Raw genomic sequence first — 26,807 nt, 5'->3', positions numbered from 1 at the left:
CGGCATGACACGTAGATATCTGGTCACCGGCGGAGCGGGCTTCATCGGCTCGAACTTCATTCGTCATGTTCTCGAGAATGAGGCGGGTGCCCAGATCACGAATCTTGATGCCCTCACCTATGCCGGCGTCGAAGCGACCATCGACGAGTTGAACGGGCTCGAGGGCCACACTTTCGTTCATGGCGACATTCGCGATCCGGAACTCGTCGAGACCGTCGTCCCCGGGCACGATGTGGTGGTCAACTTTGCCGCCGAGAGCCATGTCGATCGCTCGATCACCGGTCCTGTGGTGTTTCTCGAGACCAACGTGGTGGGAACCGGCATGGTGATCGACGCCGCCCGCCGCCACGGGGTGCCGACCTTCATCCAGATTTCGACCGACGAGGTCTACGGCTCCCTCGAGAGCGGCTTCGCCTCCGAGGCCGCTCCGCTGGTGCCTTCCTCCCCCTATTCGGCGTCGAAGGCCGCGGCCGACCTCCTGGTGTCGTCGTACGGGGTCACCTATGGCTACCAACCGATCGTCACCCGGTGCACCAACAACTACGGCCCGTACCAGTCACCCGAGAAGGTCATCCCCCTGTTCGTCACCAACCTGATCGACGGCGGGAAGGTGCCGCTCTACGGCGACGGGGGCAACGAGCGCGACTGGCTTCACGTCGACGATCATTGTGCGGCCATCCACCTGCTTGTGGAGGCGGGTGTCCCCGGCGAGATCTACAACATCGGCGCCAACGCCCAGATCACCAACATCGACCTCACCCGCTCCCTGCTCGAACTGATGGGGGCCGACGAATCGGCGATCGAATTCGTCACCGACCGCCCCGGCCACGATCGGAGGTACGCCGTCGACTCGTCCAAGATGAGAGCGCTGGGGTGGGCCCCGCGCCATACCCTCGAGGAAAGGCTCGCTGACACGGTGGAGTGGTATCGGCAGCGGCAGGACTGGTGGAGGCCGTTGAAGGCGCAACCATCATGAAAGGCGTCGTTCTGTGTGGTGGAACCGGCAGCCGCCTCCGACCGATCACCTACTCCATTGCGAAACAGTTGGTGCCGGTCGGCAACAAGCCGATCCTGTTCTATGGCCTCGAGGACCTTGCTTCGGCCGGCATCCGGGAGGTGGGGCTCATCGTCGCCCCGGACACCGCCGGGGAGATTCGGCAGGCGGTGGGGGACGGAGCCGCCTTCGGCCTCGAGGTGACATACATCGTTCAGGACCAGCCGCGGGGGCTGGCCCACGCCCTCAAGACGGCTCTGCCGTGGGTCGACGGCGACGACGTGCTCATGTACCTGGGGGACAACCTGCTCAAGCATGGCGTCAACGGGGTGGTCGACGACTTCCTCCGCGAGCGCCCCAACTGCCAGATCCTCCTCGCCCGGGTGGAGGACCCTGGTGCTTTCGGCGTGGTTGAACTCGACGGCGCCGGCGCCGTGGTCCGCCTGGTGGAGAAGCCCAAGGATCCGCCCTCCGATCTCGCCCTGGTGGGGGCATACCTCTTCGACTCCACGGTCGCTGAGGCGGTCGGCGCCATCGAGCCATCGGCGCGCGGCGAGTTCGAGATCACCGATGCCATCCAGTACATGGTCGATTCCGGGCGGACCGTACGGCCCAGCCTGGTCACCGGGTGGTGGAAGGACACGGGCAAGAAGGAGGACCTCCTCCACGCCAACGAGCTCGTCCTCGAGGAGCTCGAGGACGACATTCGGGGGCGAGTCGTCGACTGCACCATCGAAGGGCCGATCCACGTCGATGAAGGGGCGCAGTTGGTGGGCTGCACGGTGCGGGGACCGGTGGTGATCGGGCGGGATGCCGTGCTCGAAGGGGTGTCGGTAGGCCCGAGTACCTCGATCGGAATGGACTCGATCCTGACTGATGCCGTGGTGGAGGAGTCGATCGTGTTCCCCGGCGTGCAGATTCACGACTGGCGGCTGCGAAACAGCGTCGTCGGTCGAGACAGCCGCTTGCTGGGCTCAGGCCCGTCGGGCTATTGCGAAATGATGCTCGGCGAACGGTCGGAGGTCCGGGGCGAGTGATCCTGGTCACTGGAGGATCGGGGCAACTCGGTTCGGCGTTTCGTCGACTGCTACCCGGCGCGTCGTTTCCCTCACGACGACAACTCGACCTGACCCAGCCCGGCACCATCGGGGAGGCCGTGGCGGCGCTGGCTCCGACATCGATCATCAACTGCGCGGCCTACACCGTGGTCGACGAAGCCGAGGACGATGAGGAGATGGCTTTCGCCGTCAACGCGGTGTCGGTGGGCGTGCTCGCCCGGCTGGCCGCCGAGCGGTCGCTGCCATTCGTCACGTTTTCGTCCGACTATGTCTTCGATGGCCGCGGCGACCGCCCCTATGTCGAATCGGATCCGACCTCACCCGCGAACGCCTACGGGCGGTCCAAGGAGGCGGGGGAGCAACTCGCCCTGGAAGCGCACCCCGGCGCGCTCGTCGTCCGCAGCTCCTGGCTCATCTCGGCGACCCATCCCAACTTCGTGGACACGATTCTCCGACTGGCCGGCGAAGGTGCCGGTGAATTGCGGGTCGTCGACGACCAGTTCGGGTGCCCCACGATCGCCGACGACCTCGCTGGCGCCGTCCTCGGAGCGGTCGACGCCGAAACGACGGGGTTGCTCCATCTGACCAACCAAGGTGAGACCACCTGGTTCGGGCTCGCTCGAGCTGCGGTGGGTTTCGCCGGCCTGAATCCGGAGCGCGTGGTGCCCGTTTCCAGCGCGGAGTATCCGCGCCGAGCGGCTAGACCCGCGTACTCGGTGCTCCGATCGGAGCGCCTCGCCGGCCTCGGGTTGGACCCCCTTCCACCGTGGGAGGCGTCGCTGCTACCGCTGGTCGCGGGGCTGCAGCGGTTGCGCTCGCAGCGGCGCTGAGCCGGGCCGTCAGGTCGAGGGGCGGCTGAACCGCGGTTCAAGGCGTTCGAGCCGCTCCTCGACATCGGCCGGGATGAATGCCTTGGTCACCTTGTGGAAACCGCCGTTCAGGTGGGGGTTGTAATAGGGATCGGGCTCGTCGAGCTGCGCCCCCCACAGGAATCGCATCCTCGCCAACGTGTAGGGGCTGCCGGCGCCGAGGTGCCCGCGGCTGGCCGACTCGTCGTGGGTCAGGGGATAGGTGGGGTCGTACATGAATGTGCCGCCGGTCTCGGCCGCGAGCCGGAGGCAGAGCTCGACGTCCTGGAAGTCGATGGCCAGGTCCTCGTTCATCCCCCCTACTGCGTGGAAGTCGGCGGTCCGCACCAGGAGGCATGCAGCGGTCAGACACGACACCTCGCGCGCCTGGTCATGAAGGCTGCTCGGCCGGGGCCGATTCGGCTGGGTCCTCGCGTAGTGGCCCGCGAACGGCCCGAAGTTGAGCCGGACGCCGCCGTGCTGGACCCGTCCATCGGGGTAGAGCAGCATCGGCCCCGTGCCGATCACCTCGGGATCTCGCAACCATCCCGAGAGCTGCAACAGCCAACGGCGGTGGCGTATCTCGATGTCGTTGTTGAGCAGAAGCACGAGGTCGGAATCCGGCCCCGCGGCAACACCCTCATTGCACAGATGAGAAAAGTTGAACGCGTCGTCCACGGTGTGGACGGTGACGTCGTCGCGCTTCCCCACCTCGTCCAGGAACTCGATGGCGGCGGGTGCCCGGGACCCGTTGTCGACGATCACCAGATGGGTCCGGATTCCGTCGGTGCGGCTGAGCACCCCATCGACTGCGCGGCGGAGCAACCTGGCGCGATCGCGGGTCGGCATCACGACCTTGACCAGCGGCGGTTGGGGCTCCGGGTCGAACAGGACGCGGTAGTTGAAGGGAGCCCCGTTCCCCAAGGAGGCGCGAGCGTTCCACCCCCTTCGCTGGATTGCCTCGTCGACGATGGCGATACCGCGAGCCTCGATGTGCAGCTTGTCCTGGGGCTTTCCGGCGGCTGAGCCCTCCCAGGCTCGCCAGTGATACAGGATGTTGGGCAGGTGGGCCACCGACATCGGGTGTTCGGACAACCGCAGTAGGAGGTCATGGTCCTGGACGCCGTCGAGCCCTGTGCGCAATCCACCGGCCTGGCGAAACACTGAGGTCCGCAGGCAGGTGATGTGGTTCACGTAGTTGACGCCGAGCAGGAGGCGGGGCGACCAGGCCGGCTTGAAGAATGCGGCGCGATGTCTTCCCTCTTCGACCTTGTCCTCGTCGGTGTAGATCAGGTCGGCTTCGGGGGCGCAGGTGCTCAGCCAGCCGAGGGCGGTGGGGACGAGGAGATCGTCCTGGTCGAGGAACACCAGATATTCACCTGAAGCCAGCTCGGCGCCGGCGTTGGTTGCGCCGGCGATGCCAAGGTTCGTCTTCAGGCGCTCGACGCGGATTCGCTCGTCCAGCCCGGCCAGCTTGTCCAACTCGCCGATGGTTCGAGGATTCGACGAGGCATCGTCGACGAGGATCAACTCCCAGTGGGGATGGGTCTGTGCCAGCACCGACTGCACGCACTTCCGGAGATACTTCGGGGGGGCGTCGTGCACCGGGCAGATGACGGTGAATCGCGTGGGACCGGGATCAGGCGGCTCGATCGACCCGTAGGCGTCGAGCCATTCCTGAACCGTCGGCAGGCGCTTCTTAGGGTTCTTCTTGCGCTTGCGCCCGCCTCGGCCTCTCTTGCCCTGGGGCCGGCGGCTTCGATCCTTCGGCTTGTGGCGTTGGTCGCGGAGGCCCTTGGCGCTCGGGGTTGGATCTGCAGTCCGGCGCAGTCGCCGCCACACCAGCCCGAAGGCGGCTCGCCAGCCGCGCCGTCGGCGCTCTGCATTGAACCGCTTCATGGCCCGGGCGACTCGGCTCACTGGCCCTCCGGAGTGGGGAAGGCTCCCGATATTACGTCTCCAGTCTCCAGTCTCCAGTCTCCAGTCTCCAATCTCCAGTCTCCAGGAAGACAGGAAGAGAACAGACGTCCTCCCCGCCGAAGACCGGGGGGAGGACGCTTCTCGGACCCTCTGTCTCTGGGGACTGGGTACTGGAGACTCGGGGAGGGCCATAGCCCTCCCTCAGGGCGTCAGCAACTCGAGGCCAATTCGACCCCACCGCAGGTATCCGTCCCGGCGTCGCCGGATCCGGTGTCGAAACCCGATCCGCCTTGCAGCTTGTCGTTGCCTTCCCCGCCGTGAAGAGCGTCGGCGCCCACGCCGCCCCTGAGGAGGTCACCCTCCGCGCCGCCGTGCAGGGTGTCGGCACCAAGGGCGCCTCTGAGGATGTCGCTGCCCTCGTGGCCGTAGAGCGTGTCGCCCCCGGCATTGCCGATGAGCAGATCGTTCCCAAGTCCTCCGTAGAGGGTGTCCGGGCCGCCCCGCCCCTTGATCTCGTCGTTGCCGGCGTCCCCATAGACGACATCGACTCCCGATCCGCCTCCGATGACGTCGTCACCGTCGCCGCCGTAGGCGATGTCGTCACCGGGTCCGAGGCAGATGGTGTCGTTGCCGGCCAGACTGACGACGGTGTCGTTGCCGCCGGCGGTCCAGATCACGTCGTCACCGGTGGTGCCGACGATGGCGTCGTCGAAGGGAGTGCCGACGATCGTCGGTACCAGCCCGGCGCACTTCCTCAGGATCGTGCCGAAGAGCCATGTCGACGCCGTCGAGCTTCGCACGATGATCTCGACATCACCGGCGTGAGGGTCGGCCAATGTCGTCCGGGATGCGACGCATGGGTCTGGCGACGCCATCGTGTCGACGCAGCCGGGCACGGCCACTCCGTCCTTGAACACGACGATCGCCCTGTCAACGGTCCCTGCGGGGATAACCGAAGCATCGAGCGTGAAAGTGATCACCAGTGGCACCGTCGCCGTCTGGGCCGGCGCGGTGATCACTACCTGGGTACCGAAGAGGGTGTAACCGCTGACCAGCTCGCCGGTGGTCTCGGTGATCGTCACCGGGCCGGCGTTGCCCCCAACCGGGATCGACACTTCCACTTCGACCGGTACCTCCGATGACGCCCCATCGGCGTCGAAGTCGGTCGTGAGGGATTCTCCGGTTCCGACGGTTTCCGAGATGCACAGCTCGTAGAGGTCGTCCGTGGTCAGCCAGGGGGTGAAATCCGCGCCGGGCGACACCGTGCTGCCCGAGCCGGAGCCATCCCCCGATGGGCCGGTGGCGTCGCCCCACCAGTTGCACTCGGCATCGGCCGACGGCGCCCCTGCCTCGACCACGACTCCCGTCGTCAGCGAGGTCCCTGCGATCGAATTGTGATTGGCGGTGGCATCGATGTCCTGGCGAATTCGGATCGCGGTGGTGTTGTCGGAGAACGTGTTGCCGGTCACGGAAACCGCGATCCCCGAACTCGCCGTCGAGCTGGGGCCGAGCCGCAAGCCGTTTTCGAAACCCGCAACGATGTTGTCGGCGATCACGATGTTCGACCAGGCACGTGAGCCGACGAAGTCGTTGACCCGGATGCCGTTGGTCCCTGCTGTCTGCGGCGCGATCGTGGAGGCGACCGTGTTCCCGACGACGGTCACGTCGTCGGACTCCACTGAGATGCCCACGAAGAGGTGCTGATCGAAGGTGTTCCCGCTGATCGTCACCGATCCCGAGGTGTTGGGGTTGATATAGATCGCCTCGGCGCCGTTGGCGGCTCCCGACCCGGTATCGGTGGGGTCACCATGGAAAGCGTTGCCCGAGATGACCAGGCCACCCACGTTGGCGTCCTTGCCGGTGGTGATTCCGAGCCCCTGCCCGGCACCCGCCGCGCCTGCTCCTACCCCCATCTGAATGTCGTTGTTACGGATCGTGACGTCGGTGACATCGGGGCCGGCGAGGTCGGAGATGAGGATGCCCCAGCCCCCGCGGTTGTCGGCGGCGCCGTTGAAGTCGAACGAGATGCTCTCGATGATGGTGCCGTCGGCGGCATCGTCGATGTCGACGTCGGCGTTGGCGCCGTGGCCACCCCCGGGCGGCGCGAACGATGGTTGAACGATGGTCGAGCCGATGCCGGAGCCGGTGAGGGTGATCTGGACGTCGATGTCCAACCGCTCGTCATAGGTACCAGGACAAACGAACACCGTGTCCCCGGCAACGGCGACGTCGATCGCAGCCTGAATGCTCGTAAAGGCCACCGTGACGCCCTCGTCGCAGTTGGCTGCCGTTCCAAACCCGTCGCCGTCGACGACGAGGGTGACGGCGGCGCCTACGGAGACCACCGGGAACAGCATCGCCCCCACCATGAGCACAACGGTGAGCGCTCGGCCTGCGGTGCTCCAACGCCTGGACATTCGGTTGGTGCCTTGCTCGAGCATGGTTGGTCTTCTTTCGTCGCGCATCAGGGCGCTCGCGGAGCGGCCGTGGCGGTTGTCTGGAAACTGCTTCCTCTCTGAGTATCGGCCCGGGGAGTCCGCAGCCTTAGGACAACCCGCTGGGGCTTTCCTCTTGTTTTGTGGCCCAGGTGCCGAACCATGCCAAATGGGACCGAGCCACGCGAATGCTGCACAAGTCCGCCCCTGTGACACAATCGGGCGGGTGCAAGCAACTGCTGTCCGAGCCCTCGCGTTCGCCCTCGCCCTAGTCGGAACCCTCATCCCGCCCCTTCCGGCCGATGCCGCCGGGGGCCAGGTGTTCACCTTCGAAGGCGGCGGCTGGGGACATTCCGTGGGAAAGAGCCAGTACGGCGCCTTCGGGATGTCGAAGGAGGGCTACTCCTACCAGCAGATCGTCGAGCACTTCTACACCGACTCGTCGGTGGTGAATCTCTCCCCGGCGCTGGCAAACGAGCCTCTATGGGTGAATGTGGCGACTTCGACATCGCTCGGCACGGTTTCGCTGCGGGTGGTCTCGATCGCCTCCGGCCAGTTGCCTGTCACCGTTTCGTCGGATTCGGAGAGCTTCACCGCGGTTGTCGGCGACACCATCGTGATCGAGGCGATCGGCAACCACAACTGCACCGTAAGTGGGCCGGGCGGCACGATCACCGGGCCTTGCGACATGGACATCGAGTGGGACGGCAACGAGGACTCGCCCACCAGGGCGTTACAGATCGTCGGCTGTTCCACCTGCACCTATGCCCGCGGTGAGCTGCACGTGCGCCCGCACACCGGGAAGGGGAAGTTCAACCTTTCGCTCGAGATCGAGGTCGAGGACTATGTCCTCGGCATTAGGGAGATGCCGTATTCATGGGGTCTTCCCGAGTACGGAGGGATGGCGGCGCTCGAGTCCCAGGCGGTCACCGCCCGGTCCTATGCGGTCCGCACGGCCCTCGACCGGGGTGACCCCAGCAACCGGACCGACTGCTGGTGCCAGCTGTCGGTGACGACCGCCGATCAGGTCTATGTCGGGTATGGGTTCGGGTGGCAGGTGTGGATCGACGCGGTGCACAACACCGCCGGGAAGGTGGTGACGCACCCGGGCCAGTCGAACAACAAGCCGGTCAAGACCTTCTACTCGTCGAGCACCTACGGCTTCACCGAGAACTACGAGGACGGGTTCGGGGGGTCGACCGCCGTTCCCTACCTGAGGGCTGTCGACGATCACTGGAGTGCCAATCCCGATCTCAATCCGAATGCTCGATGGGAGCGCGACTTCACCGGCCAGGAGCTGGCGGCGGCGCTGGAAGGTCGGCCCGGAATTCCCTCCCTGGGGGTGGTCACCGGGGTCTCGATCTCCGAATGCTCGGTGTCGGGGGCGGCGCTGGAGATCACCTTCCAGGGGACCGGGGGCTCGGCCGCGGTCAGCACCCGGCTGCTGCGCACCTATCTGGGGCTGAAATCGATGCAGGTCTACAACGTCGGATCCCCGCCGGGCTCGCCACCGTGCCCGGGCGCGGTCGGCTCGACCGGGGGAGTGCCGTCGTGCAACGGCATCGCCTACCAAGCGGGCAATCCCGCCCACGTGCTCTACCCGGGTGGGTTCCCCTCGAATGCCGACGGGACGGTGATCGTGAACCTCCAGCAAGCGTCCGCGCCGAGGGTGGTGTTCTGGGACGGCTTTTACGAGGGCAGCGTCCGCATCGACGGAACCTCGTTCGGCGACACCATCTGCGGGGGTGACAACACCGGCGGGCATTCCGACTGGATCCACGGGCGCGGGGGCAGCGACCTCATCTTCGGCCGGGGTGCCGCCGACATCCTCAGCGGTGGTTCGGGCAGCGACACCATCTACGGCGAGGACGGCGCGGACACCCTTCGGGGCGGCCAGGGCGACGACCATCTCGATGGAGGCAACGGCGACGACTCACTCCTCGGTGGGTCTGAGAACGACACGATCTTCGGTGGCGCGGGCTCCGACGACTTGTTTGGTGGCGCCGGCGAGGACGCGCTCCATGCCGTTGCCGGCGACGGCAACCTGTTGTTGGGTGGCGCGGGCCGCGACCACCTCGAGGCGGGGCCGGGCAACGGCGATGTGCTGCGAGCCCGTGGCGGCCACGACACGCTCGTCGGCGGCAGCGGCGACGCCACGCGAATGTATGGCAACAAGGGCAACGACACGATCAACGGCGGCTCGGGCGCCGGTCACCAGCTGTTCGGGGGGCCGGGCGACGACATGCTGTTTGGAGGCCCGGGACCCGACCACGTGCTCGACGGCGGAACCGGCACCGACACATTGACGCCCGCATGACCGGGCGATTTCGCGAGAATCGGGGTTCGGGCCGCGGCGCGATCGCGGCCGGAGGGCGGATGAAACTCAATCGATGGCGCCGGATCGGCTTACTACTCGCCGCCGCCCTGGTCGCGGTGCCCGTCGGCGGTGCCACGGCCGGCCCCACTCGCAGGTCTGATCCCCCTCCCAAGATCGACGCTCGTCTCGCCGATCTCGCCGCCGGCCAGATCGCGATCGGGGAGGCCCACCGGCGCGGCGTGCCGGTTGTGGGCGACGACATCCTGGTCGAGGTGGTGGGGGGTGGAGATTCGGCCGGCACCCGGTCGGCCATCGGCCGGCTGGGCGGAACGATCCGCGCCGAGAGGGGCGGCACCTTCCTGGTGGAGATCGATCCCGGTTCGTTGCTCGACCTGGCGGGGGACGCCACGGTGGAGTTCGTCTCGACCCCGGCCGAGGCTTTGCCCGATGGCGTGATCGGTGAAGGGGTTGCGGGTCAGGGGGCGGACGTCTGGCACGACGCGGGACGCGATGGGGCGGGCATTCGGGTGCTCGTGGTCGATTCGGGTTTTTCCGGGCTGGGAAGTGCCCAGAACGCCGGTGACCTGCCCAACCCGATCGCGGGCAGTGCGGTCGGCCCGACCTGCGGGGGCGGGCTGGGAGGGGACAGTGACCACGGCACCGCGGTCGCCGAGATCGTCTACGACATGGCCCCTGGAGTGGAGCTGTATCTCTATCGCACCTGTCTCGTCTGGGACGGCCCCGACATCGCCGACTTCGTCCGGACTCGGCGCATCGACATCGTCACTCAGTCCCTCGCCTACTTCAACACCGTACCCCTCGATGGCCGGGACCCCTGGGGAGTCTTCGACCACATCGGCGAAGTGGTCGATTCCGGAGCCGTCTGGTTCAACTCGGCCGGCAACTACCGCCAGCGCCATTGGCGCGGATTCTGGGCGGGGGGTCAGACGCTCGATTTCGGGGAACCGATGGAGATTGCGCTCCAGGCCGGCAACTCGGTCTACCTGCGGTGGGACGACTGGCGTCTGAGCCTCGGCCAGTGCAACCAATGTGCCACCGACATCGACGTCGATCTGTATCTCGTCGACGGGAGCGGGGACACTGTCGACTCATCGACCACCATTCAGTCGCCGGCCGATCCCGGGCCGCCGATCGAAGCGGTCACGGCGCCCTACAACGGGGTCTTCCGCATCGAGATTCGAACGAAGGCGGGCGTGGTGGTCTCGCCCGGCGTCGCTCTGGACCTCTTCGTACCGTCGCAGAACCTGCCGAGCGGGCTACGGGTCGCCGCGGGGAGCCTGAACGACGCGTCGACTCTGGACTCTGTTCTCGCCGTCGGTGCGGTGTGCCGTACCGACAGCGAGATTCGGCCCTACTCGTCTGAGGGCCCGACCGCCGGGGGAGCCCGGAAGCCTGATCTCAGCGCCTTCGACGGGGTGTCGACGGGCACCTTCGGGCCGTCGGATTCGTGCGACTCCGGATTCCTCGGAACCTCTGCCGCCTCCCCCCATGCCGCCGGCGCAATGGCACTGTTCATGCAGGCGACAGGAGCGCGCGGCGCCGAAGCGTGGGATCTGCTGGCGCGAAGGACCATCGATCTCGGGCCGAGCGGCCACGACAACCGGTACGGCGTGGGCAGGATTGCCCTCGCCTCCGTTCCGCAGGGAAAATGCGGGGGGAGCGACGCCACCATCGTCGCGGTCAGCGGTCAGGTGACGATCCAGGGCACAAGCGCTGACGACGTGATCACCGGCAATTCGGGCGCCAACCAGATCAGCAGTGAATCTGGAGACGATTGGGTGTGCGCGCTCGCGGGCGCCGACATCATCGATCTCGGCGACGGCACCGATCGGGCGTGGTCCGGCAAGGGCGGCGACCTGGTGTTCGGTGGTCCGGACGCCGACGACATCCGCGGTGGCAAGGGCCATGACGATCTGCGGGGTGGATCCGGCGCCGACTCCATCTTTGGCGGGAAGGGGCGGGACTCGATCTTCGGTGACAGCGGGGCCGACTTCTTGAAGGGTGGCCAGGCTGACGACACGCTCGATGGTGGTCCCGGCACGGACGAATGCCGGGGTGAGATCGTGTCCGGCTGCGAGGTGTGACGCGTTGTTGGGCCCCCGCTTGCCGCCGGCGGCCGGGTCACGGGCTGCCAAGGGGTAGGTTTCTGGCTCCCCGTCCCCGGAATTGGAGGGCTGGCGAGTTTGCTGGAGCAGGAATTTGCTGACGTCTTGCGCGCCGCGCAGGCGGGCGGCGCGTGGGCTTGGAGAAGGCTTCACGACGACCTCGCCGGCCAGGTCCTCGGGTACATCCGCGCCCAGGGCGCTCGGGAACCCGACGATCTCCTCGCCGAAGTGTTTCTCCAACTCGCCCGGAACATCCACAGCTTCGAGGGTGTGGAGAAGGGATTCCGGTCGTGGGTGTTTCAGATTGCACACAACCGCGTGATCGACGAACGACGGCGGTTGCGGCGCAATCCCGTCGATCCCACCGATACGATCGCCGACCTGCTCCCGGACGAGGGCGATGTCACCGCCGGTGAGGTCATCGACTCGTCTCAGGCTGAGCGGATTCGCGCCCTCATCCTCAAGCTGGTCCCCGCCCAGCGCGATGTGCTGCTCTTGCGCATCCTGTCGGGCCTGACCGTGCCCGAGATCGCCGCGGTTGTCGGCAAATCAGAGGGTGCGGTGAAGGCCCTGCAGCGCAGGGGGCTGGCTGCGCTGGGCAAGCATCTCGAAAGCGAAGGCATACCCCGATGAGCGTGTTTGGCGGTTACAGGGGTGATGAGAGTGATGCCATGCCGCGCGCGCTGAGTGATCAGGCTGTCGAAAGCCTGTTGTCCGGCCGCGTCCCGGATGACCGGCCGGACCTCGCCGGTCTGGCCGATGCTATCACCCGTTTCCGCTCGGTAATGGTCGCCGATACGCCCCCGGGCTCGGCAGATCGGCTCGCCGAGATGGCTGCGGCCACCGCTCGCGACGCCATGGGTGCGCCGGTTGCCGCTGCCGCATCCGCCAGGGGGCCGCTGGGTGTCCGCCGGTTCGTCCTTCACGGCGTCGCCCTCAAGGTGCTCATCGGTTCGATGCTGGCGCTCACCCTCGGTGGTGGGGCGGTCGCCGGCGTATTGCCCGATCCGATTCAGCGGGTGATCGCCGACGCCGCCGACGTGATCGGCATTGACCTCCCCCGGCCCGAATCAGGTATCGCCATTCCCGACCCCGATCCCGACGATCAGATCGCGCCGTCGACCACCGTCGGCCAGCCCGACCCCTCGACCACGAACCCGCCGCTGCCCCCTCTCAACGCGGTGCTGGCGGTGTCGGCCGACCGAGACTCCGTCGATGAGCCCGGCGGACCGGTCGTCTTCGCTGTCGAGTTGACCAACGATTCAGATCGCCGCGTCGAGGTGACCGCCCTTGCCGATCAGTTGTTCGGCGACCTCCTCGACCCCGACAACTCGCTCGTCAGCGAGAACACCTGCGCCACCGCCGACCTGACCATGGAGCCCTGGGGCAGTCTCTCGTGCACCTATGTGGGCGTCGTCTCCGGATTCGGTGGGGAGCCCGACTACTCGGGCGTGTTGACCGTCCGCACCGAAGACGCCGTGGGCTACGTGGCTACCGACACCGCCACCCTGGTGGTGGCGTTCAACGATGTCGATCCGATCGTGGCCTTCGAAGTCGTCCCGTCGGCGACCACCCTCGATGAGCCCGGCGGTGCCCTTCCGGTGGCGCTCACGATCACCAACCGATCGGAGGAGCAGGTGAGGCTCACCTCGCTGACCGACTCGGTGTTCGGCGACCTGCTCGATCCGAACAATTCCCTCGTCGCCGACAACACCTGCCCCGCCCTGGCACGCACCCATCGTCCGGGTGTCACGATCAACTGCAGCTTCGTCGGAGCAGTCCTCGGCGACACCTCCACCGGGCCGAGCGCCCATTCCACCCGGGTCGTGGTCGTCGACCGCCAGTCGAATCGAGCGACGGCATCGAGGTCGTTCAGTGTCCAGTTCGCCGACTCCCTGCCTGCCGTCGCGGCGTCGATCACCCCATCGTCGATCGTCGTCGTCGAGCCGGGTGGCCCGATCACCTTCACCGTTCGACTCGTCAACCAAAGCGTCGAACCGGTCGTGTTGGCGGTCCTCTACGACATGACATTCGGCAATCTTCTGGATCCGAACAACCCGGCGGTGTCCGCCAACTCGTGTCTCCCCAAGGCCGGGCTACCGATCAGCGTCGGCGGCGTCCTCACCTGCACCTTCAGCGGTGCGGTCGAGGGCGAGCACGGTGACGGCAACTACACCAGCAACCTGATCGCCCGGGTCACCGACAACGAAGCCAACCCGGCCACCGGCGTCTCGGCTACTGCCATCGGTTTCACCCCGGCGGGGACCACCGTGGGCGGCCTGGTGTTTGCCGATCTCGATGGGGACGGCGTCAGGGACGGGGGCGAACCCGGCATAGGCGGTGCCCGGGTGTCGGTGACGATCGGTGGGCTGGGCTCCATGACCGCGGTGACGGGCAGCGGCGGGTCGTGGTCGGCCCTGGTGACCCCGGGCCCGGTCGAGGTAGAAGTGCTCGCCGGCTCACTGCCACCCGGCATGGGGCTGACCACCGGCAATGCCCGACAGACCATCGTGGCGAGCGGCGGAAGCCACATAGCGGCGGCGGCCATCGGGTACGAGTACCTGCCCCAGATACTCGAGGGCGACGTCTTCGTTGACTTCGACGGCGATCAGGCGATGGACGACGATGAACCGGGGATCCCGGGCGTGGTCGTCGAACTCCTCGATTCGAACGGTGCGGCCATCGGCTCGACCACCACCGACGCGGCCGGAAGGTTCGCCCTGAGCCCGTCCGCCGCCGGCCAGTACTTCATCAGGGTCATTGGGGGGGTGCCTGCCGGTCTGTCCATTACCACCGGCCCCGATGGCACCGCTGACGCCGAGTCCGCCGTCGCCGTGGGGCCGGGCGAAACGGTCTCGGGCCTCGACTTCGGCTACCGGGGTCGCAGGATCATCAACCAGTCCTTCCATCCGGTGGATCCGGGCGCAGTCGTGATCCTGACCTGGGCCGGCTTCGACGCCGCCTTCGGAACTGCCGACGACTACACCATGTCGACCGTGGCCGACGCCCAGGGCGCGTACTCCTTCACGAACCTCCCCCGCGGCAAGTACGACGTCGACAGTTAGAGGGCCTCGCTTCGCTCGGCCCGGCTGCCCGCTACCCGCTGCCCGCTGCAGAATCCGGGGGGTCGGCGATCACTTCTTCGAGGCGCTTTCTTTGGATGTCGGGTACCACGCAGTCGGGTGCCGGGTAGCCCACCGGGAAGAGGGCGAACGGTCGCTCGTTCTCGGGCCGGCCGAGCACCTTCGCCAGGAATGCCATGGGGCTGGGGGTGTGGGGCAGCGTCGCCAGGCCGGCGTGGTGCACTGCCGCCACGAACATCCCGGCGGCGATGCCGACGCTTTCCTTGACGTAGAAGTTCTTCCGCCGTGCGCCGTCGGCGTCCACCTGGTACCGCTCCTCGAAGAGCACCACCAGCCAGGGGGCGATCTCCAGGTAGGGCTTGTTCTCATCCGTGCCCAGCGGAGCGAGGGCTTCGAGCCAGTCCGGGGGGAGGCGGCCCCCCAGGTAGTTCTCGCGCTCCTCGGCCTCGGCGGCGTCGCGGATCGCAGTCTTCACTTCGAGATCACCGACCAGGACGAACCGCCACGGCTGCCGGTGGGCACCAGAGGGAGCGGTCGACGCGGTTCGGACGAGGTCTTCGATGACTTCGCGGGGCACCGGGTCGGGGGAGAACATCCGGACACTACGCCGGCCATCGAGCATCTCGTAGAACTCCCGCGCCCGCCGCCGGGTTTCCTCGGGGGGGAGCCGGGGTGGTCGGTAGGGGATGAATCTCGGCTCGGTCATCGCCGGCAACGATAGGGGGGAGAGCTGGGGTTGGGCCGGGGATTGAGGAGGTCATTGACCAGCACGAGGACCTTCTGTCCGAGCGTCTCCCCCCGGTATTCCGAGGGGAAGTGCCCCGGAGGGGCGAGCGGGGCAGCTAAGCGAACGAAGTGAGCCCCCTGCGAGCAGGACTGGATCCGAAAGGGCCGTCTTCGGTTGACGGGCGGCCCGTCAACCGACTTTCGGAGGCACTGTCGTCGGAGTGCCTCTGTCTCCACTGCCCCCTCCGTCTGCCGGGCGATTGCCCGGCAGCCACCTCCCCCGTCGAGGACGACGGAGGAGGACGCTTCTTTTTTCTGCGTCTCCCGGGGAGTGCGGGAACCCTTTGGGTTCCTTGCGAGGGGGGCAGCTGACTCTGCGTGCGAGCCTGGGCCCGGTCTTGAAGATCTCGTTGGGCCGCACGCTGTCGGCTCACATCGTTCGCTTGGCTGCCCCCTCCGCCTCGCTGCGCTCGGCACCTCCCGCGCCGAGGACGGCGGAGGAGGACGCTTCTTTTTCCGGCAGCCACCTCCCCCGTCGGAGACGGCGGAGGAGAACCCTTCTCTGCTGCCCTCTCCGTCCTCTAGGGGAAGAAGAAGAAGCCGTTCGCGTCGAACATCCCTGCCAGTCTCACCTCGTTCATGAACGAGAAGTACACGTCCCACGGGTCCGGGTAGCTCATGAAGCCGATCACCACGTTTCCGTCCGCGTCGGTCTGGATCGGACCGATGTGTTGGGCGTTCGGGTCGCCAGGGGTCCCGCCGGTTTGCCATGTGCTCCCGTAGAAGTCCATTCCGGCCGCCGGCGTCCCAGTGGGATCGGTGACGTGGGCCTGCAGGTTGAACGAGTCGCCCGCCTGCTCCGGCAACTTGGTGGTGACGGTGTAACCGCCGATGTCGAACCGGTTGCAGCCCACGTCATTGTCCGGATCGCACAGAGCGTCGGTGTCACCGGATTCGACACACGTGGCGATTCCGCTGATGGTGATCTCTGCGGTGACCTCCACCACGGCGCGACCTTCGGTTACGGCCTTGAGCAGTTGCTCCAGGACCGTGAGTTTCTCTCCGTCCTGCTCTATGGCCACGTTGGAAAGCGGGGCGGCGGTGAGTCGAACGTCGGCGGCGTACTCCGAAGTACCGGGCGCAATGCACGTGAAGGTGGTGCCCATCGAGGTCTCTGTAACGCCTCCCGCGAGCACGCTCGGATCGAAGTGCCACTCGTCCACCAGGACCCGGTCGTGGTCCTCCGAGAACATGGCCAGAACCGATTTGGCCACGAAGGACTCGCCCACCTTCCGCTCGACCGAGGGCGGATCCATCGCGACTCTGGCACCTGCGCCATGATCCCCCTCAGGCCCCAATGCCACGAACGTCAGCAGGCTGAAGTGCTCCGTCGTTCCGGTCACGATCGCTTGGGACTCACTCACTTCCACGTGGATGTCGACGAGCGTGTCGAAGGTCCCGTCACTCGAGAGGAGAACGGGAAGGAGCAGGGTGCCCGGGTGCCCGGGCACGTCGTCGGCGTCGAAGGTTGCCGTGATCGTCACCGCGGTGCCGAACGTGGCTCCGTCGGGACCCAACTCATAGACGGGCCCGACGAGCGGGAGGCCCTCGAACTCCTCGGGAACCTCCGAGACCGTGGCGACAGTGACCTCGGCACCGGCGTCGGCCGGTACCTCGATCTCGATGATCCCGTCGTCGCTGGTGACGGTGGTGGCTGCGCCTGTCGTCGTCGTCGACGCGGTTTCAGTAGTCGACGTCGAATCCGCCGAGCCGCCACATGCCGCGACCACCAGAACGAATGCCAGAACCAGCGCCCGAGTACCCCTCAAGTCATCCCCCCTGCTGAGTTGCCGGGGAGCGTACTCCTAGACACCACTCCGTGTCGGGCAACCCGGGATGCCCTGCATGGCCCCCTCCCTACACTCCGCGATCATGGGAGGCCACTCCACCGTCGCCATCCTCGGTGCGGGCGCCATCGGCGAAGCGCTTGCCACGGGGCTCGTGAAGGCCGGGTGGCCAATCGGTTCGATCGTGCTGGCGGCCCGGCGCGAGGAGCGGCGCCGCGAAGTGGCGGAAGCCACCGGGGTGCGGTGTATCCTGGACGCCGCGGAGGCCGCTGCCGGCCGGGACATCGTGGTGGTGGCCGTCAAGCCCAACGATGTCGGCCGGCTCCTAGAGCACTTGGCCCCGACGGTCACCTCCGTCCAGGTGATCGTTTCGCTCGCCGCCGGAGTGCCCATCGCGGTGTTCGAACGGGCCCTGGGAACGGTCCCGGTGGTGCGGGCGATGCCCAACACGCCCGCCCAGATCGCCGAGGGAATCACTGCCCTCGCCCGTGGCACCCACGCCTCGGATGATCACCTCGCCAAGGCGAGGACGGTGCTCGAAGCGGTTGGCCAATCGGTGGTACTCGACGAGTCCCTGCTCGATGCCGTCACCGCGGTGTCCGGTACCGGGCCGGCATATGTGTTTCTGCTCGCCGAGGCGCTCTGCGACGCGGCCATCAGGGAGGGGATCCCCCGCCACCTCGCCGAGAAGCTGGTCGAGCGAACATTGCGAGGGGCGGGGATGTTGCTGGCCGACTCGGACCTCAGCCCGACCCGGCTGCGAGCCCAGGTCACCAGCCCGGGGGGAACCACTGCGGCCGCGGTGCACTTGCTGGAGGAAAGAGGCTTTCGGGCGTTGGTGGAGGACGCGGTACGGGCAGCCGCCGCTCGATCGCGTGAGATGGGACAGCGGGCTGCGGACCCCGGGGAGGCCCCGTGAAGGGGTTCATCGTGCGTCTCGTGCTTGGCATCACCCGGTGGCGTTGGGTGCGTTGGCTGTTCACCGATACCCGGGTGGGCCGACGGGTGGCATTGCGGTTCGTTGCCGGTGAGTCGCTCGACGAGGCGGTGGCTGCCGCCCGACGCCTCAATTCATCGGGCGTGCCGGTTTCGCTGGATCATCTCGGCGAGCACGTGACCGATCGGGTCTCCGCCGAGGCGGCGCGCGATGCCTATCTGGCATGCCTCGACCGCATCGCGGCGGAGCGACTCGATGCCAACATTTCGATCAAGCTGACCCAGTTGGGGATGGGGTTTGACGACGACCTCTGCGCCAGGTCGCTCGAGACACTGGCGGCCACCGCGGCCGCCTCAGGGCTCACGGTGACCATCGACATGGAGGACAGTGACCACACCTCCGCGACGCTCGGTCTTTACGAGACGACGCAGCGAGTGCACGGCAACCTCGGCGTTGCCCTCCAGGCATACCTTCGCCGAACCCATGCGGATCTAGCCAGGGTGGCCCCGCTGGGGGGCCACATTCGCCTATGCAAGGGCGCCTACGACGAGCCAGAGGAGATCGCCTTTCGATCGCGCAAGGAAGTGGACCGGTCCTTCGACCGGCTCTGTGGTGTGCTCATGGCGCAGCGATCGGCGAAGCCGGCGATCGCCACGCACGACGAGGCGCGGATCACCCTCGCTGTCGGGCTGGCCGAGCGGAGGGAGGAACCCTGGGAGCTGCAGATGCTTTACGGGATCAGGGAGTCGCTACAGCGCTCGCTCGTCGCCGAGGGGAAGCCTTTGCGTGTCTACATCGCCTACGGCGATGCCTGGTACCCGTACCTGACCCGCCGTATGGCCGAACGCCCGGCGAACCTGTGGTTCTTCATCCGGGCCCTCTTCGGGAGGTGATGGCCTGAGCCATCTCACCGGGCTCGCCGCCGCCGACTGGTTCGTGATCGCCGCCGCCTCGCTGGCCCTGGCGCTGGTCATCCAGTCGCCCCGCCAGATCGGGGGCCGGCGGGCGCTCGGCGTAACCGTCGTGCCTGCGGTTGCGGGGACGGTGGGCCTGGTGGCGATCATTGCCTTGCGGCCCGCGACCTTCGAGCGGTTTTGGGCGAACTTGGACCGGCTCTGGACCGTGATCGGGCTGGTGGCCGCAGTGGCAGGCTCACTCATCCTCGTCGACTACCTGTTCACGCGGGTATTGCCCCTTCTGAACCGGAGGCAGGACCGCCGTCCCAGCACGATCGAACAGTTGGCGCTGTTCGGGACACTCGCCGCGCTCGGGCTGGCGGCCGTTGCGGTGACGGCGACGCCCGCCATCGACGTCGAAGCGGTGGGGGCCACCACCACGACCACCATGACCACCGGGTCGTCGACCACGGCCACCACCGAGGCCGGCACCGATCCGGCCCTGTCCCTGGGATTGACGCTGGTCGCCTTCCACGAGTTCGACGGGTCTCCGCTCGGGATCGCGGTGGACCGGGAGCGCGATCTCGGTTACATGACGATCGGGCAAGGCCGGATCGTGATGTTCCGGCCATCCGACGCCGCGTCGACGGACCCGCTCGAGCTGGTCACGGTCGCCGAGGGCCTCGAGTATCCGCGGGGGTTGGCCATCGTCGGCGACGAACTCTTCGTGAGCGAAATCGGCCCATTGCCATGCGACGAGCCCTTCCCCACCTGCAAGGGCGAGCACGTCGACGAGGCGATGCCGGCGCAGGGGGAGGTTGCGATCGTCGAAGGCTCCAGCGGCCGTCTCACTGCGTTCACCATCGGACCGGACGGAGCCTTGCTGGGCGGCCGGTTGGTGCTCGATGGCCTACCCGTGGCCGGTACCGATCACGGAGTCAACGGCCTGGCTGTGGGACCTGATGGCCGGGTCTACCTGTCGGTGGGCAACTTCGATCGCCTCGGGCTCGCCCCCGAGGTGATTGAGACGCTCCACCATCCCAACCGAACCTGGCTCGGTTCGATCCTTCGAGTCGATCCCGATGGAGCCGGCGTCGAGGTGTTCGCCGGCGGGCTCCGGAATGTTTATGGCCTCACCTTCGCCTCCGATGGGTCGCTGTGGGCCGTCGACAACGACGGGCCCACCCAGTCGGGTGCGTGGCGACGCGAGGAAGTGCTGCAGATCGACGAGGGAGACGACTTCGGTTTCCCCGTCGACGGGACCTTTGGCGAGCCCCGCCGGCGGACTCGGGGGCCGGTGTGGGTGACCGACACCGTCGGCTCGGCCGGTGTCGCATGGGCCGACGAGGTCGGGCTCGGTTCCACTCTGCTGATGGGGAGCTGCGGCCGGCTCCAGGCGCTCCAGGTGATCCATCGCGAGGGAGCATGGACGGTGGACTCCCGTACCGCCTATGTCGACATTATGGCCACCAGAGGCTGTGTGACCGGGATCGCCACCGTGGCGCCGGACCTGATCCTGGCGGTCACCTTCTCCGGGCGGATGTATGTCCTCAGGACCGCGACCTCCGACGGGTGATGCCGAACTCAGGTGACGGTGGCGGCCCTGCGCGCATGGCCCCGATCGGCGGGGCACCATCTAATCTCCTGGCCGTGAAGAAGCTCGCCTCCGTCTCGACCGCACTGTTGTTCTCGGCGTTGCTGATCGCCGCACCCGCCCTCGCCCAGGATGCCGATTCGGTGGCGGTCGAATTGGAGCAGTTCGGCTTGTATGTGGATTCGGGCCTCGATCGCAACGAATCCGAGATTTCGGATGATGTCGCCCGAGCCCGCAACGCCGGCTTCCTCTTCTATGTCGTGCTGCTCGAGGACGATCCGGCCGGAGGCGCCACCACCTTCGCCGACTCCCTGCTCAACCGGCTCGGGGTCGGCACCATTTTGGTGCTGTCGGCCAGCGACGAAGGCATGGTCAGCAACGAGCTGACCCAGGACGAGATCGAGACTGCGCTCGATCGCGGCTTCGCCGGATCAGAGAGCGGTGGCGACGAGGGCTATGTCTCGGGGGTGGTCGACAGCATCACCGGCACCGAGACGCCCACCGCCCCGGTGTCCGGATCGGGCTCGGGGTCCGGACTGCTGATTCTGGTCGCCATCGTCGGCGGATTGGTGCTGCTGGTGTGGTTGGCGATCCGCAAGAGCAAGAAGTCGTCGCATGCGGCGAATGTTCGGGCGGTGGAGGAGGCACGGACCGAGATCCGCTCTCAGCTCGATGCCATAGCGAACATCCTCCTCGAGATCACCGATCTCGTGTCTGCCTCCACAACCTCTCAGGACGACACCTATCTGCGTCAGGCGAGCGCCACCTACACCGAGGCCGAGGAATCCTTCGGGACCGCGACCGATCTGCGTGCCCTGGAGAGCCTGTCGGACCGCCTCGGCGAGGCCCGGTGGCAGCTGGATGCCGCCGCCGCCATCGCCACCGGCAAGGAGCCACCCGACAAGCCGGCGAAGGAGCAGCGCTATGAATGCTTCTTCGATCCGACCCACTCCAACGCGACCGAAACCGCGGAGATCTCCACGCCGGCGGGCAAGAAGACGGTGCGGGTGTGCCGCGAGGATGCCGAGAAGCTCCGCCGGGGCACCCAGCCCCAGCCGCGGATGATCGACGTAGAGGGTCGACGGGTGCCTGCCCCGATGGCGCCCCGGTCGCACGGCGGGGGCGGGTTCAGCTGGTTGGACACGTTCAGCATCCTGGCCGGTGGAGCCGGGCAGGCCGCCTCTTACGACTGGGGTGGGTCGCGGCGCACGGCCGCCCGGTCGTCGTCCACCTCTCAGACCCCCACCCCGCAGCCGACCCGGCGCCGGTCCACCACTTCGTCGGGCACGCGGTCTCGCGCGGGAAGGGACCGTCGGCGGAAGCGCTGACGGTCTCGCCACTGCGCGCGATCTCTAGACTCCATCGCGATCACGGCAGTAGAGAGGATTCTCAATGTTCAAGCGTTTCTGGGGTTACCTCAAGACGCTGTTTCGGGTGAAGACCGAAGCGGCGATGGACCCTGAGATCGAGATCGAGCAGGCGATCCAGGAGGCAAGGAAGCGCGACCAGGAACTGCGCAACCAGGCCGCCAAGGTTGTTGCGCACCGCATCTCGCTCGAGGGCAAGATCGAGCGTGCGGCCGAAGACGTCGGCGAGGCGCGTGAGCTCGCCAAGCAGGCGCTGTTGCGAGCGAAGGACTCGGGCGAGAAGGGCGACTCGGCCGGGTTCGACAAGTGGACCCGGGCGGCCCAGGGCCTCGCCATGCGGTTGCAGGCTTCCGAGAACAACCTCGGTTCGCTCAAGAGCCAGTACGAGTCGTCGATCGGTCAGGCCGACGACGCCAAGAAGGCGGTCCAGCAGAACGCCATGCGGCTGCAGGAGTTGGCTGCCAAGCGGATGGAGATGCTCGGCTCGCTCCAGCAGGCAAAGATGCAGGAGTCGGTCAACAAGGCCATGGACTCGATCTCGTCGTCGGTCAGCGACGACAGCGTGAGCCTCGAGAAGGTCGAAGACAAGATCGAGCAGCGCAAGTCCGAGGCGATGGCCAATGCCGAGCTGCGCGAGTCGACCCCCGAAGGTGCCGAGGTCGAACTGCGCGAGGCCATCTCGATGACCCAGGCCGACGCCAAGCTCGAGGAACTAAGGGCGGAATTGGGGATATAAGGTCGCCCGGATCCGCGGTTGGCTTCGCTGTGCTCGCCGCAATTCGCAATTCGACAGAGGACAGAGTCTTTCTCTTGCGGAAGGCGGAAGGCCTCGCCTTAACTCTTGATTCTTGACTCTCCTACGGACATCCGCCTCCCTCGGGTGGGGATCCGATGCGCATGTCTGATAGCTCCACCCGATCGGCGCGTGGTTGGATCGTGACCGTCACGGAGGGCGACAAGCGGACTGCGGCCACGACGCGTCCCTCCATGATCAGCGCGGCCGATTGCCGGCCCACGACGATGGCGAACCCCTTGGGGCCGTCGTCGATCAGCGTGTGTGTCTCGTAGAGGCTTCGCTCCGACGCCGAGAAGACTTCCGTTCTCAGGATGGTGAAGTGCAGCGGCTCGGAGCCACCGGTCGCATCGTGGAAATAGATGCTGATGCCCTGGCTCCGGCCGGCGGTCCATGAGACGGTGCCCTCGATCCGCGAACACGAGGAAGCAATCGGGTGAAGGTCGGTCTGTGCGGGCTCCGACGCCGGTGTGTAGACAAGCACCTCGCCCTCCATGGACCATCCGCTTCCCGGTCGTGAAGGCTGTGGTTCCCAGCGGGTGTGCGCGCTCGGCCCGATGAAGTCTCGTGCCACGTCGTTGCGAAACGACACGATGACTTTTTCTCTCATGTAGACGGGGGTGAAGTTGTCGCCGGCATAGGACGCAAAGGGGGTCTCGGACGGTATCGCCGAGCCCACTTCGATCAGCGTCGTCGGGTCGCTCTCGTTGATGTCCTCGAAGAACCACGGCCAGGTCTGTGGAAGCACGTAATCGGGGCTCGTGGCTCCGAGGTAGATTTCGCCGACGAGCGGCCGGACATAGCCGAACCGTGTCGCCGACACCCGCTCCATCAGCATGAATTGCGTCGGATCGTGTTGCCAGGCGAGCAGCGGGTCGCCCTCGGCGGACACGAGGTCGAGTATGGCTCGCATGGTGCGGTTTTGGGGGCCCAACCGGGCCGCGCGCTGCTCGGCCACCGTGCTGACTCCTCTGAAGTCTCGGACCTCCTTGAGCGCCGACCACACCGCCCCGGGGGCAACAAGATGCCCTGCGACCGCCAATGCGACCACTGTGGCCGCGGCTGCCACTCGCGGCGCCCGAGAGCTGGAGGCTGCCGCCGCCGCACCTATCAGCAGGGCGGCCATGATCACGACCGGGACCGCCACCACCGAAAAGTAGTGGGTGGAGTATCGCTGTGACACGACGAGCTCGGCCCAGCCGGCCACCCACCAGGCGATGGCCGTGCCATGGACGATCCGTTGGCGCCGGTTCCACGAGCGCCATCTGACGGCGACCAAGATCCCGAAGAGCACCACCACGACGAGGACCAGGGGGTTTTCGAGGTGGTGGGTTCGCAGCTGCTTCCAGCCCAGCGTCAGCTGCTCCCCGAAAGTTCGCTCGAGGCCCGACGCACTGAAGCCTGCGTGTACCCACCATCCCGCCCAGAACGCATCGAAGGCGCCTCGGGCCCAGTACCAGATGGGAGCGGTGAGAAAGGCCAGGGGCAGGCAGATGAGGGAGACACCGACGAGTTTGATCTGCTCCCCCGATGGGGCTCTTTCACGCAGCAGGAGGTGGGTTGCGGCCAGCAGCACCATTGCGGCGAGCGCCGTGGTGAGCAGGGTCTGGACCGCCACTGCCACCGTCACCGAGACTGCCGCGGTTGCGATGAGGCGACGTTTCTCGGTGAGCCATGCGCGCTCGGAGATCAGGACGACCCACCCCACCGCGAGCAATGCCACCATGAGGTACCGCACGTAGACGGCCCCGGCGTAGTCGGACTTCGAGAAGGCGAAGTGGATGAAGGCAACGGTCCCCACGGCCAGGGCACCCAGAACCGTCGCCCCGGAAAAGCGCGTGGTCCGCGCCGCGGCCAGTGCGATGACCAGCGTGAGCAGCCCCTGGATTGCGGCGATCCCCAGCCAGTAGGTGTCGTACGAGGTGACGAGGCTTGCTATTTGGTGAAGCAGTGGCTCGAGCGGCCCCTTGTTGTAGATGAGGTTGTCGTAGAAGGTTCCGCCATAGGCATGGGTCCGCTCGACCATTACCCGCACATATGTCGGATCGACGTTCGAGACTCGGCTCTCGTTGGCGATGGTGGCGATGACTACGCCGGTGACGATCAGCGCGAGCACCGCTCCCCGGATCCAGCGGGAGCGGCGCGTCGAACGGGCCTTCGGCTTCACCGCTGCCTCAGCGCCGGTCGTGGAATCCACCGGCTCTCTCATCGGCGTGCCGGCGGCGGCCTTCGCATCGCCCGGCAGAAACCCCACAGGGTCACCAGCCACATCGCCTCGAACACGACGTCCCCGCCGAGTTTTGACTTTCCTGCGGTGCGTTCGCTGAACGTGATGGGGACCTCGACGATGTGCATGCCTGCATGATGGGCCCGCCATACGGTTTCGATCTGGAATGCATACCCGTTCGCCCGGCAAGACTCGCTTTCGAGTCGTTGGAGCGAGTGGGACCTGAAGGCGCGGAAGCCGCTGGTCAGATCGCGTACCGGGACGCCGAGTGCCACCCGGGCGTAGCGGTTCCCCCACCGCGACAAGAGGCGCCGGCCCGCCGGCCAGTCGACGATCGCACCGCCCGGAATGAGACGGCTGCCCACGGCGAGGTCTGCGCCGGCCTCGACCGCGGCGACCAATGCCGGTAGGCGTTCGGGGTCGTGCGACAGGTCGGCGTCCATCTGACACACGATCTCGGGGTCTCCCCGCAGGGCCGCTTCGAATCCGGCGGCATACGCGCGACCGAGACCCTGCTTGGTGGGACGGTGGAGGACCGATATGAGCCCGTCGCGCTCGCTGAGTCGGTCGGCGATCTCGCCGGTGCCGTCGGGCGAATCGTCGTCCACCACGAGAAGGCGGTACCCGTGGGCTCTCACACCCCGGGCGACGCTCTCGATCGACTCACGTTCGTCGTAAGTCGGGATGACCACAGTGACCTTGTCCCTCGGTACGGGCATCGTGGCCTCCGTCGGCGAATCCGGCAGAGGCTAGACAGCAGAATCGATGCGGCCAGCGATTGGCCTCGCTTCGCTCGGCCCCGCAATTCGCAATTCGCAATTCGACAGAACGCGTCGGGTACCCCCCGACGCGTTCTTGCTTCTTGGTCCTTGGTTCTTGATTCTTGAATCTTGACTCTCTTGGTAGCGTCTCTTCATGTCTGGCCCCTTTCATCCGACCGCCCACCTCTACGACCGGGCTTATGCGCACCTCGACTATCCGGGACATGCCGCGGTGGTGGAACGGATCATCCGGGAGCGCAACCCCGGGGCCGGGTCGCTGCTCGATGTGGCTTGCGGCACGGGGAAGCACCTGGAGATCTGGCAGGACCGTTTCCGGGTGGAAGGCGTGGATGTCGACCCGGCGATGATCGAGATCGCCCGGACGCGGGTACCCGAAGTGCCGTTGCATGTCGGCGACTTCACCGACTTCGATTTGGGGAGGACCTTCGACGCGGTGACCTGCCTGTTCTCGTCGATCGGCTACGCCGACACCGGGGACCGACTCGATGCCGCCATCGCCGCCATGGCCCGGCACCTGGCCCCCGGGGGAGTGCTGGTGGTGGAGCCGTGGCTGATGCCCGACAACATCCACCCGCCCTGGATCCGGGTCCTCACCGTGGAGGCCGACGAGTGGGCGATGGCCCGAACCTCCCGGATGCAGTACGACCCCGATGCCGGCTGTAGCGATATGGAGTTCACTTATCTCGTGACCACACCCCAAGGGTCGGAGACCTTCACGGAACGCCATCTGATGGGGGTCCACCCGCCGGAGCGACTTGTGGAGGCTGCCGGGAGGGCCGGGCTGAAGGCCCAGTTCGACCCCGTCGGCACTCACCTCGAACGCGGTCTTCTCATCGGAACCAGGTAGTCCGATGAGT

At 66.9% G+C, this 26,807-nt stretch carries 19 protein-coding genes; 13 read left to right on the top strand and 6 right to left on the bottom strand.

Annotated features, from left to right (window positions below; translation table 11 throughout):
• The first annotated feature begins 4 nt into the window (after positions 1-4).
• The 3 genes from rfbB to rfbD are packed head-to-tail and all read left to right on the top strand — an operon-like array spanning position 5 to position 2,882.
• Positions 5-976 carry a dTDP-glucose 4,6-dehydratase gene (rfbB, locus tag WD184_08575; protein ID MEX0826786.1) on the top strand — a complete coding sequence of 324 codons (972 nt, stop codon included), beginning with the start codon at positions 5-7 and terminating at the stop codon, positions 974-976.
• Positions 973-2,031: a glucose-1-phosphate thymidylyltransferase gene (locus WD184_08570; GenBank protein ID MEX0826785.1), complete on the top strand. Its 1,059-nt coding sequence runs from the start codon at positions 973-975 to the stop codon at positions 2,029-2,031. The genes rfbB and WD184_08570 overlap by 4 nt, the downstream gene beginning before the upstream one ends.
• Positions 2,028-2,882 (top strand): dTDP-4-dehydrorhamnose reductase, encoded by an 855-nt coding sequence (gene rfbD, locus WD184_08565; GenBank protein ID MEX0826784.1) that lies wholly within the window; start codon positions 2,028-2,030, stop codon positions 2,880-2,882. The genes WD184_08570 and rfbD overlap by 4 nt, the downstream gene beginning before the upstream one ends.
• A 9-nt stretch (positions 2,883-2,891) precedes the next feature.
• On the opposite strand, the gene WD184_08560 is transcribed toward rfbD, so the two are convergent.
• Positions 2,892-4,820, bottom strand: a complete 1,929-nt coding sequence (locus WD184_08560; protein ID MEX0826783.1) for a glycosyltransferase — start codon at positions 4,818-4,820, stop codon at positions 2,892-2,894.
• A gap of 209 nt (positions 4,821-5,029) precedes the next feature.
• Positions 5,030-7,261, bottom strand: coding sequence for a calcium-binding protein (locus WD184_08555; GenBank protein ID MEX0826782.1), 2,232 nt, complete (start codon positions 7,259-7,261; stop codon positions 5,030-5,032).
• 220 nt (positions 7,262-7,481) lie between these two features.
• Between WD184_08555 and WD184_08550 the strand changes: the two genes are divergently transcribed.
• The 4 genes from WD184_08550 to WD184_08535 all read left to right on the top strand — a co-directional run bounded on the left by WD184_08550 (position 7,482) and on the right by WD184_08535 (position 14,763).
• Positions 7,482-9,572, top strand: coding sequence for a SpoIID/LytB domain-containing protein (locus WD184_08550; GenBank protein ID MEX0826781.1), 2,091 nt, complete (start codon positions 7,482-7,484; stop codon positions 9,570-9,572).
• Between the two features lie 59 nt (positions 9,573-9,631).
• A complete protein-coding gene (locus WD184_08545; protein ID MEX0826780.1) occupies positions 9,632-11,677 on the top strand; it encodes a S8 family serine peptidase in 2,046 nt (681 codons plus the stop codon).
• Positions 11,678-11,776: 99 nt separating this feature from the next.
• The gene (locus WD184_08540; protein MEX0826779.1) at positions 11,777-12,331 is read left to right on the top strand and encodes an RNA polymerase sigma factor; all 555 of its coding nucleotides are present in this window, start codon (positions 11,777-11,779) and stop codon (positions 12,329-12,331) included.
• Positions 12,328-14,763 carry an SdrD B-like domain-containing protein gene (locus WD184_08535; GenBank protein ID MEX0826778.1) on the top strand — a complete coding sequence of 812 codons (2,436 nt, stop codon included), beginning with the start codon at positions 12,328-12,330 and terminating at the stop codon, positions 14,761-14,763. Before WD184_08540 ends, WD184_08535 begins: the two co-directional genes overlap by 4 nt.
• A gap of 31 nt (positions 14,764-14,794) precedes the next feature.
• On the opposite strand, the gene WD184_08530 is transcribed toward WD184_08535, so the two are convergent.
• Both WD184_08530 and WD184_08525 read right to left on the bottom strand, forming a co-directional pair.
• Positions 14,795-15,487: a nitroreductase family protein gene (locus WD184_08530; protein MEX0826777.1), complete on the bottom strand. Its 693-nt coding sequence runs from the start codon at positions 15,485-15,487 to the stop codon at positions 14,795-14,797.
• A 601-nt stretch (positions 15,488-16,088) separates the two neighbouring features.
• A complete protein-coding gene (locus WD184_08525) occupies positions 16,089-17,336 on the bottom strand; it encodes a hypothetical protein (protein MEX0826776.1) in 1,248 nt (415 codons plus the stop codon).
• Positions 17,337-17,439: 103 nt separating this feature from the next.
• Here WD184_08525 and proC point away from each other — a divergent pair, with 103 nt between their 5' ends.
• From proC to WD184_08500, 5 genes are all read left to right on the top strand, one after another.
• A complete protein-coding gene (gene proC / locus WD184_08520; protein MEX0826775.1) occupies positions 17,440-18,273 on the top strand; it encodes a pyrroline-5-carboxylate reductase in 834 nt (277 codons plus the stop codon).
• Positions 18,270-19,184 (top strand): proline dehydrogenase family protein, encoded by a 915-nt coding sequence (locus tag WD184_08515; protein ID MEX0826774.1) that lies wholly within the window; start codon positions 18,270-18,272, stop codon positions 19,182-19,184. Before proC ends, WD184_08515 begins: the two co-directional genes overlap by 4 nt.
• A 43-nt stretch (positions 19,185-19,227) precedes the next feature.
• Positions 19,228-20,763, top strand: a complete 1,536-nt coding sequence (locus tag WD184_08510) for a PQQ-dependent sugar dehydrogenase (GenBank protein ID MEX0826773.1) — start codon at positions 19,228-19,230, stop codon at positions 20,761-20,763.
• A gap of 74 nt (positions 20,764-20,837) precedes the next feature.
• The gene (locus WD184_08505) at positions 20,838-22,109 is read left to right on the top strand and encodes a DUF6676 family protein (protein MEX0826772.1); all 1,272 of its coding nucleotides are present in this window, start codon (positions 20,838-20,840) and stop codon (positions 22,107-22,109) included.
• 64 nt (positions 22,110-22,173) lie between these two features.
• Positions 22,174-22,884 (top strand): PspA/IM30 family protein, encoded by a 711-nt coding sequence (locus tag WD184_08500; GenBank protein MEX0826771.1) that lies wholly within the window; start codon positions 22,174-22,176, stop codon positions 22,882-22,884.
• A gap of 121 nt (positions 22,885-23,005) precedes the next feature.
• Here the strand turns inward: WD184_08500 and WD184_08495 are convergent, their stop codons facing one another.
• Both WD184_08495 and WD184_08490 read right to left on the bottom strand, forming a co-directional pair.
• A complete protein-coding gene (locus WD184_08495; GenBank protein ID MEX0826770.1) occupies positions 23,006-25,210 on the bottom strand; it encodes a hypothetical protein in 2,205 nt (734 codons plus the stop codon).
• Positions 25,147-25,887 (bottom strand): polyprenol monophosphomannose synthase, encoded by a 741-nt coding sequence (locus WD184_08490; GenBank protein ID MEX0826769.1) that lies wholly within the window; start codon positions 25,885-25,887, stop codon positions 25,147-25,149. Before WD184_08490 ends, WD184_08495 begins: the two co-directional genes overlap by 64 nt.
• Positions 25,888-26,083: 196 nt before the next feature.
• Here WD184_08490 and WD184_08485 point away from each other — a divergent pair, with 196 nt between their 5' ends.
• Positions 26,084-26,797 (top strand): class I SAM-dependent methyltransferase, encoded by a 714-nt coding sequence (locus tag WD184_08485; protein ID MEX0826768.1) that lies wholly within the window; start codon positions 26,084-26,086, stop codon positions 26,795-26,797.
• Positions 26,798-26,807 lie beyond the last annotated feature (10 nt).

It is taken from the genome of Acidimicrobiia bacterium (assembly GCA_040878325.1).
In the GTDB taxonomy this organism is placed as follows: domain Bacteria; phylum Actinomycetota; class Acidimicrobiia; order Spongiisociales; family UBA11373; genus JAUYIV01.
The sequence above is the reverse complement of the archived record's forward strand: the minus strand, read 5'-3'. Positions and strand labels throughout refer to the sequence as shown.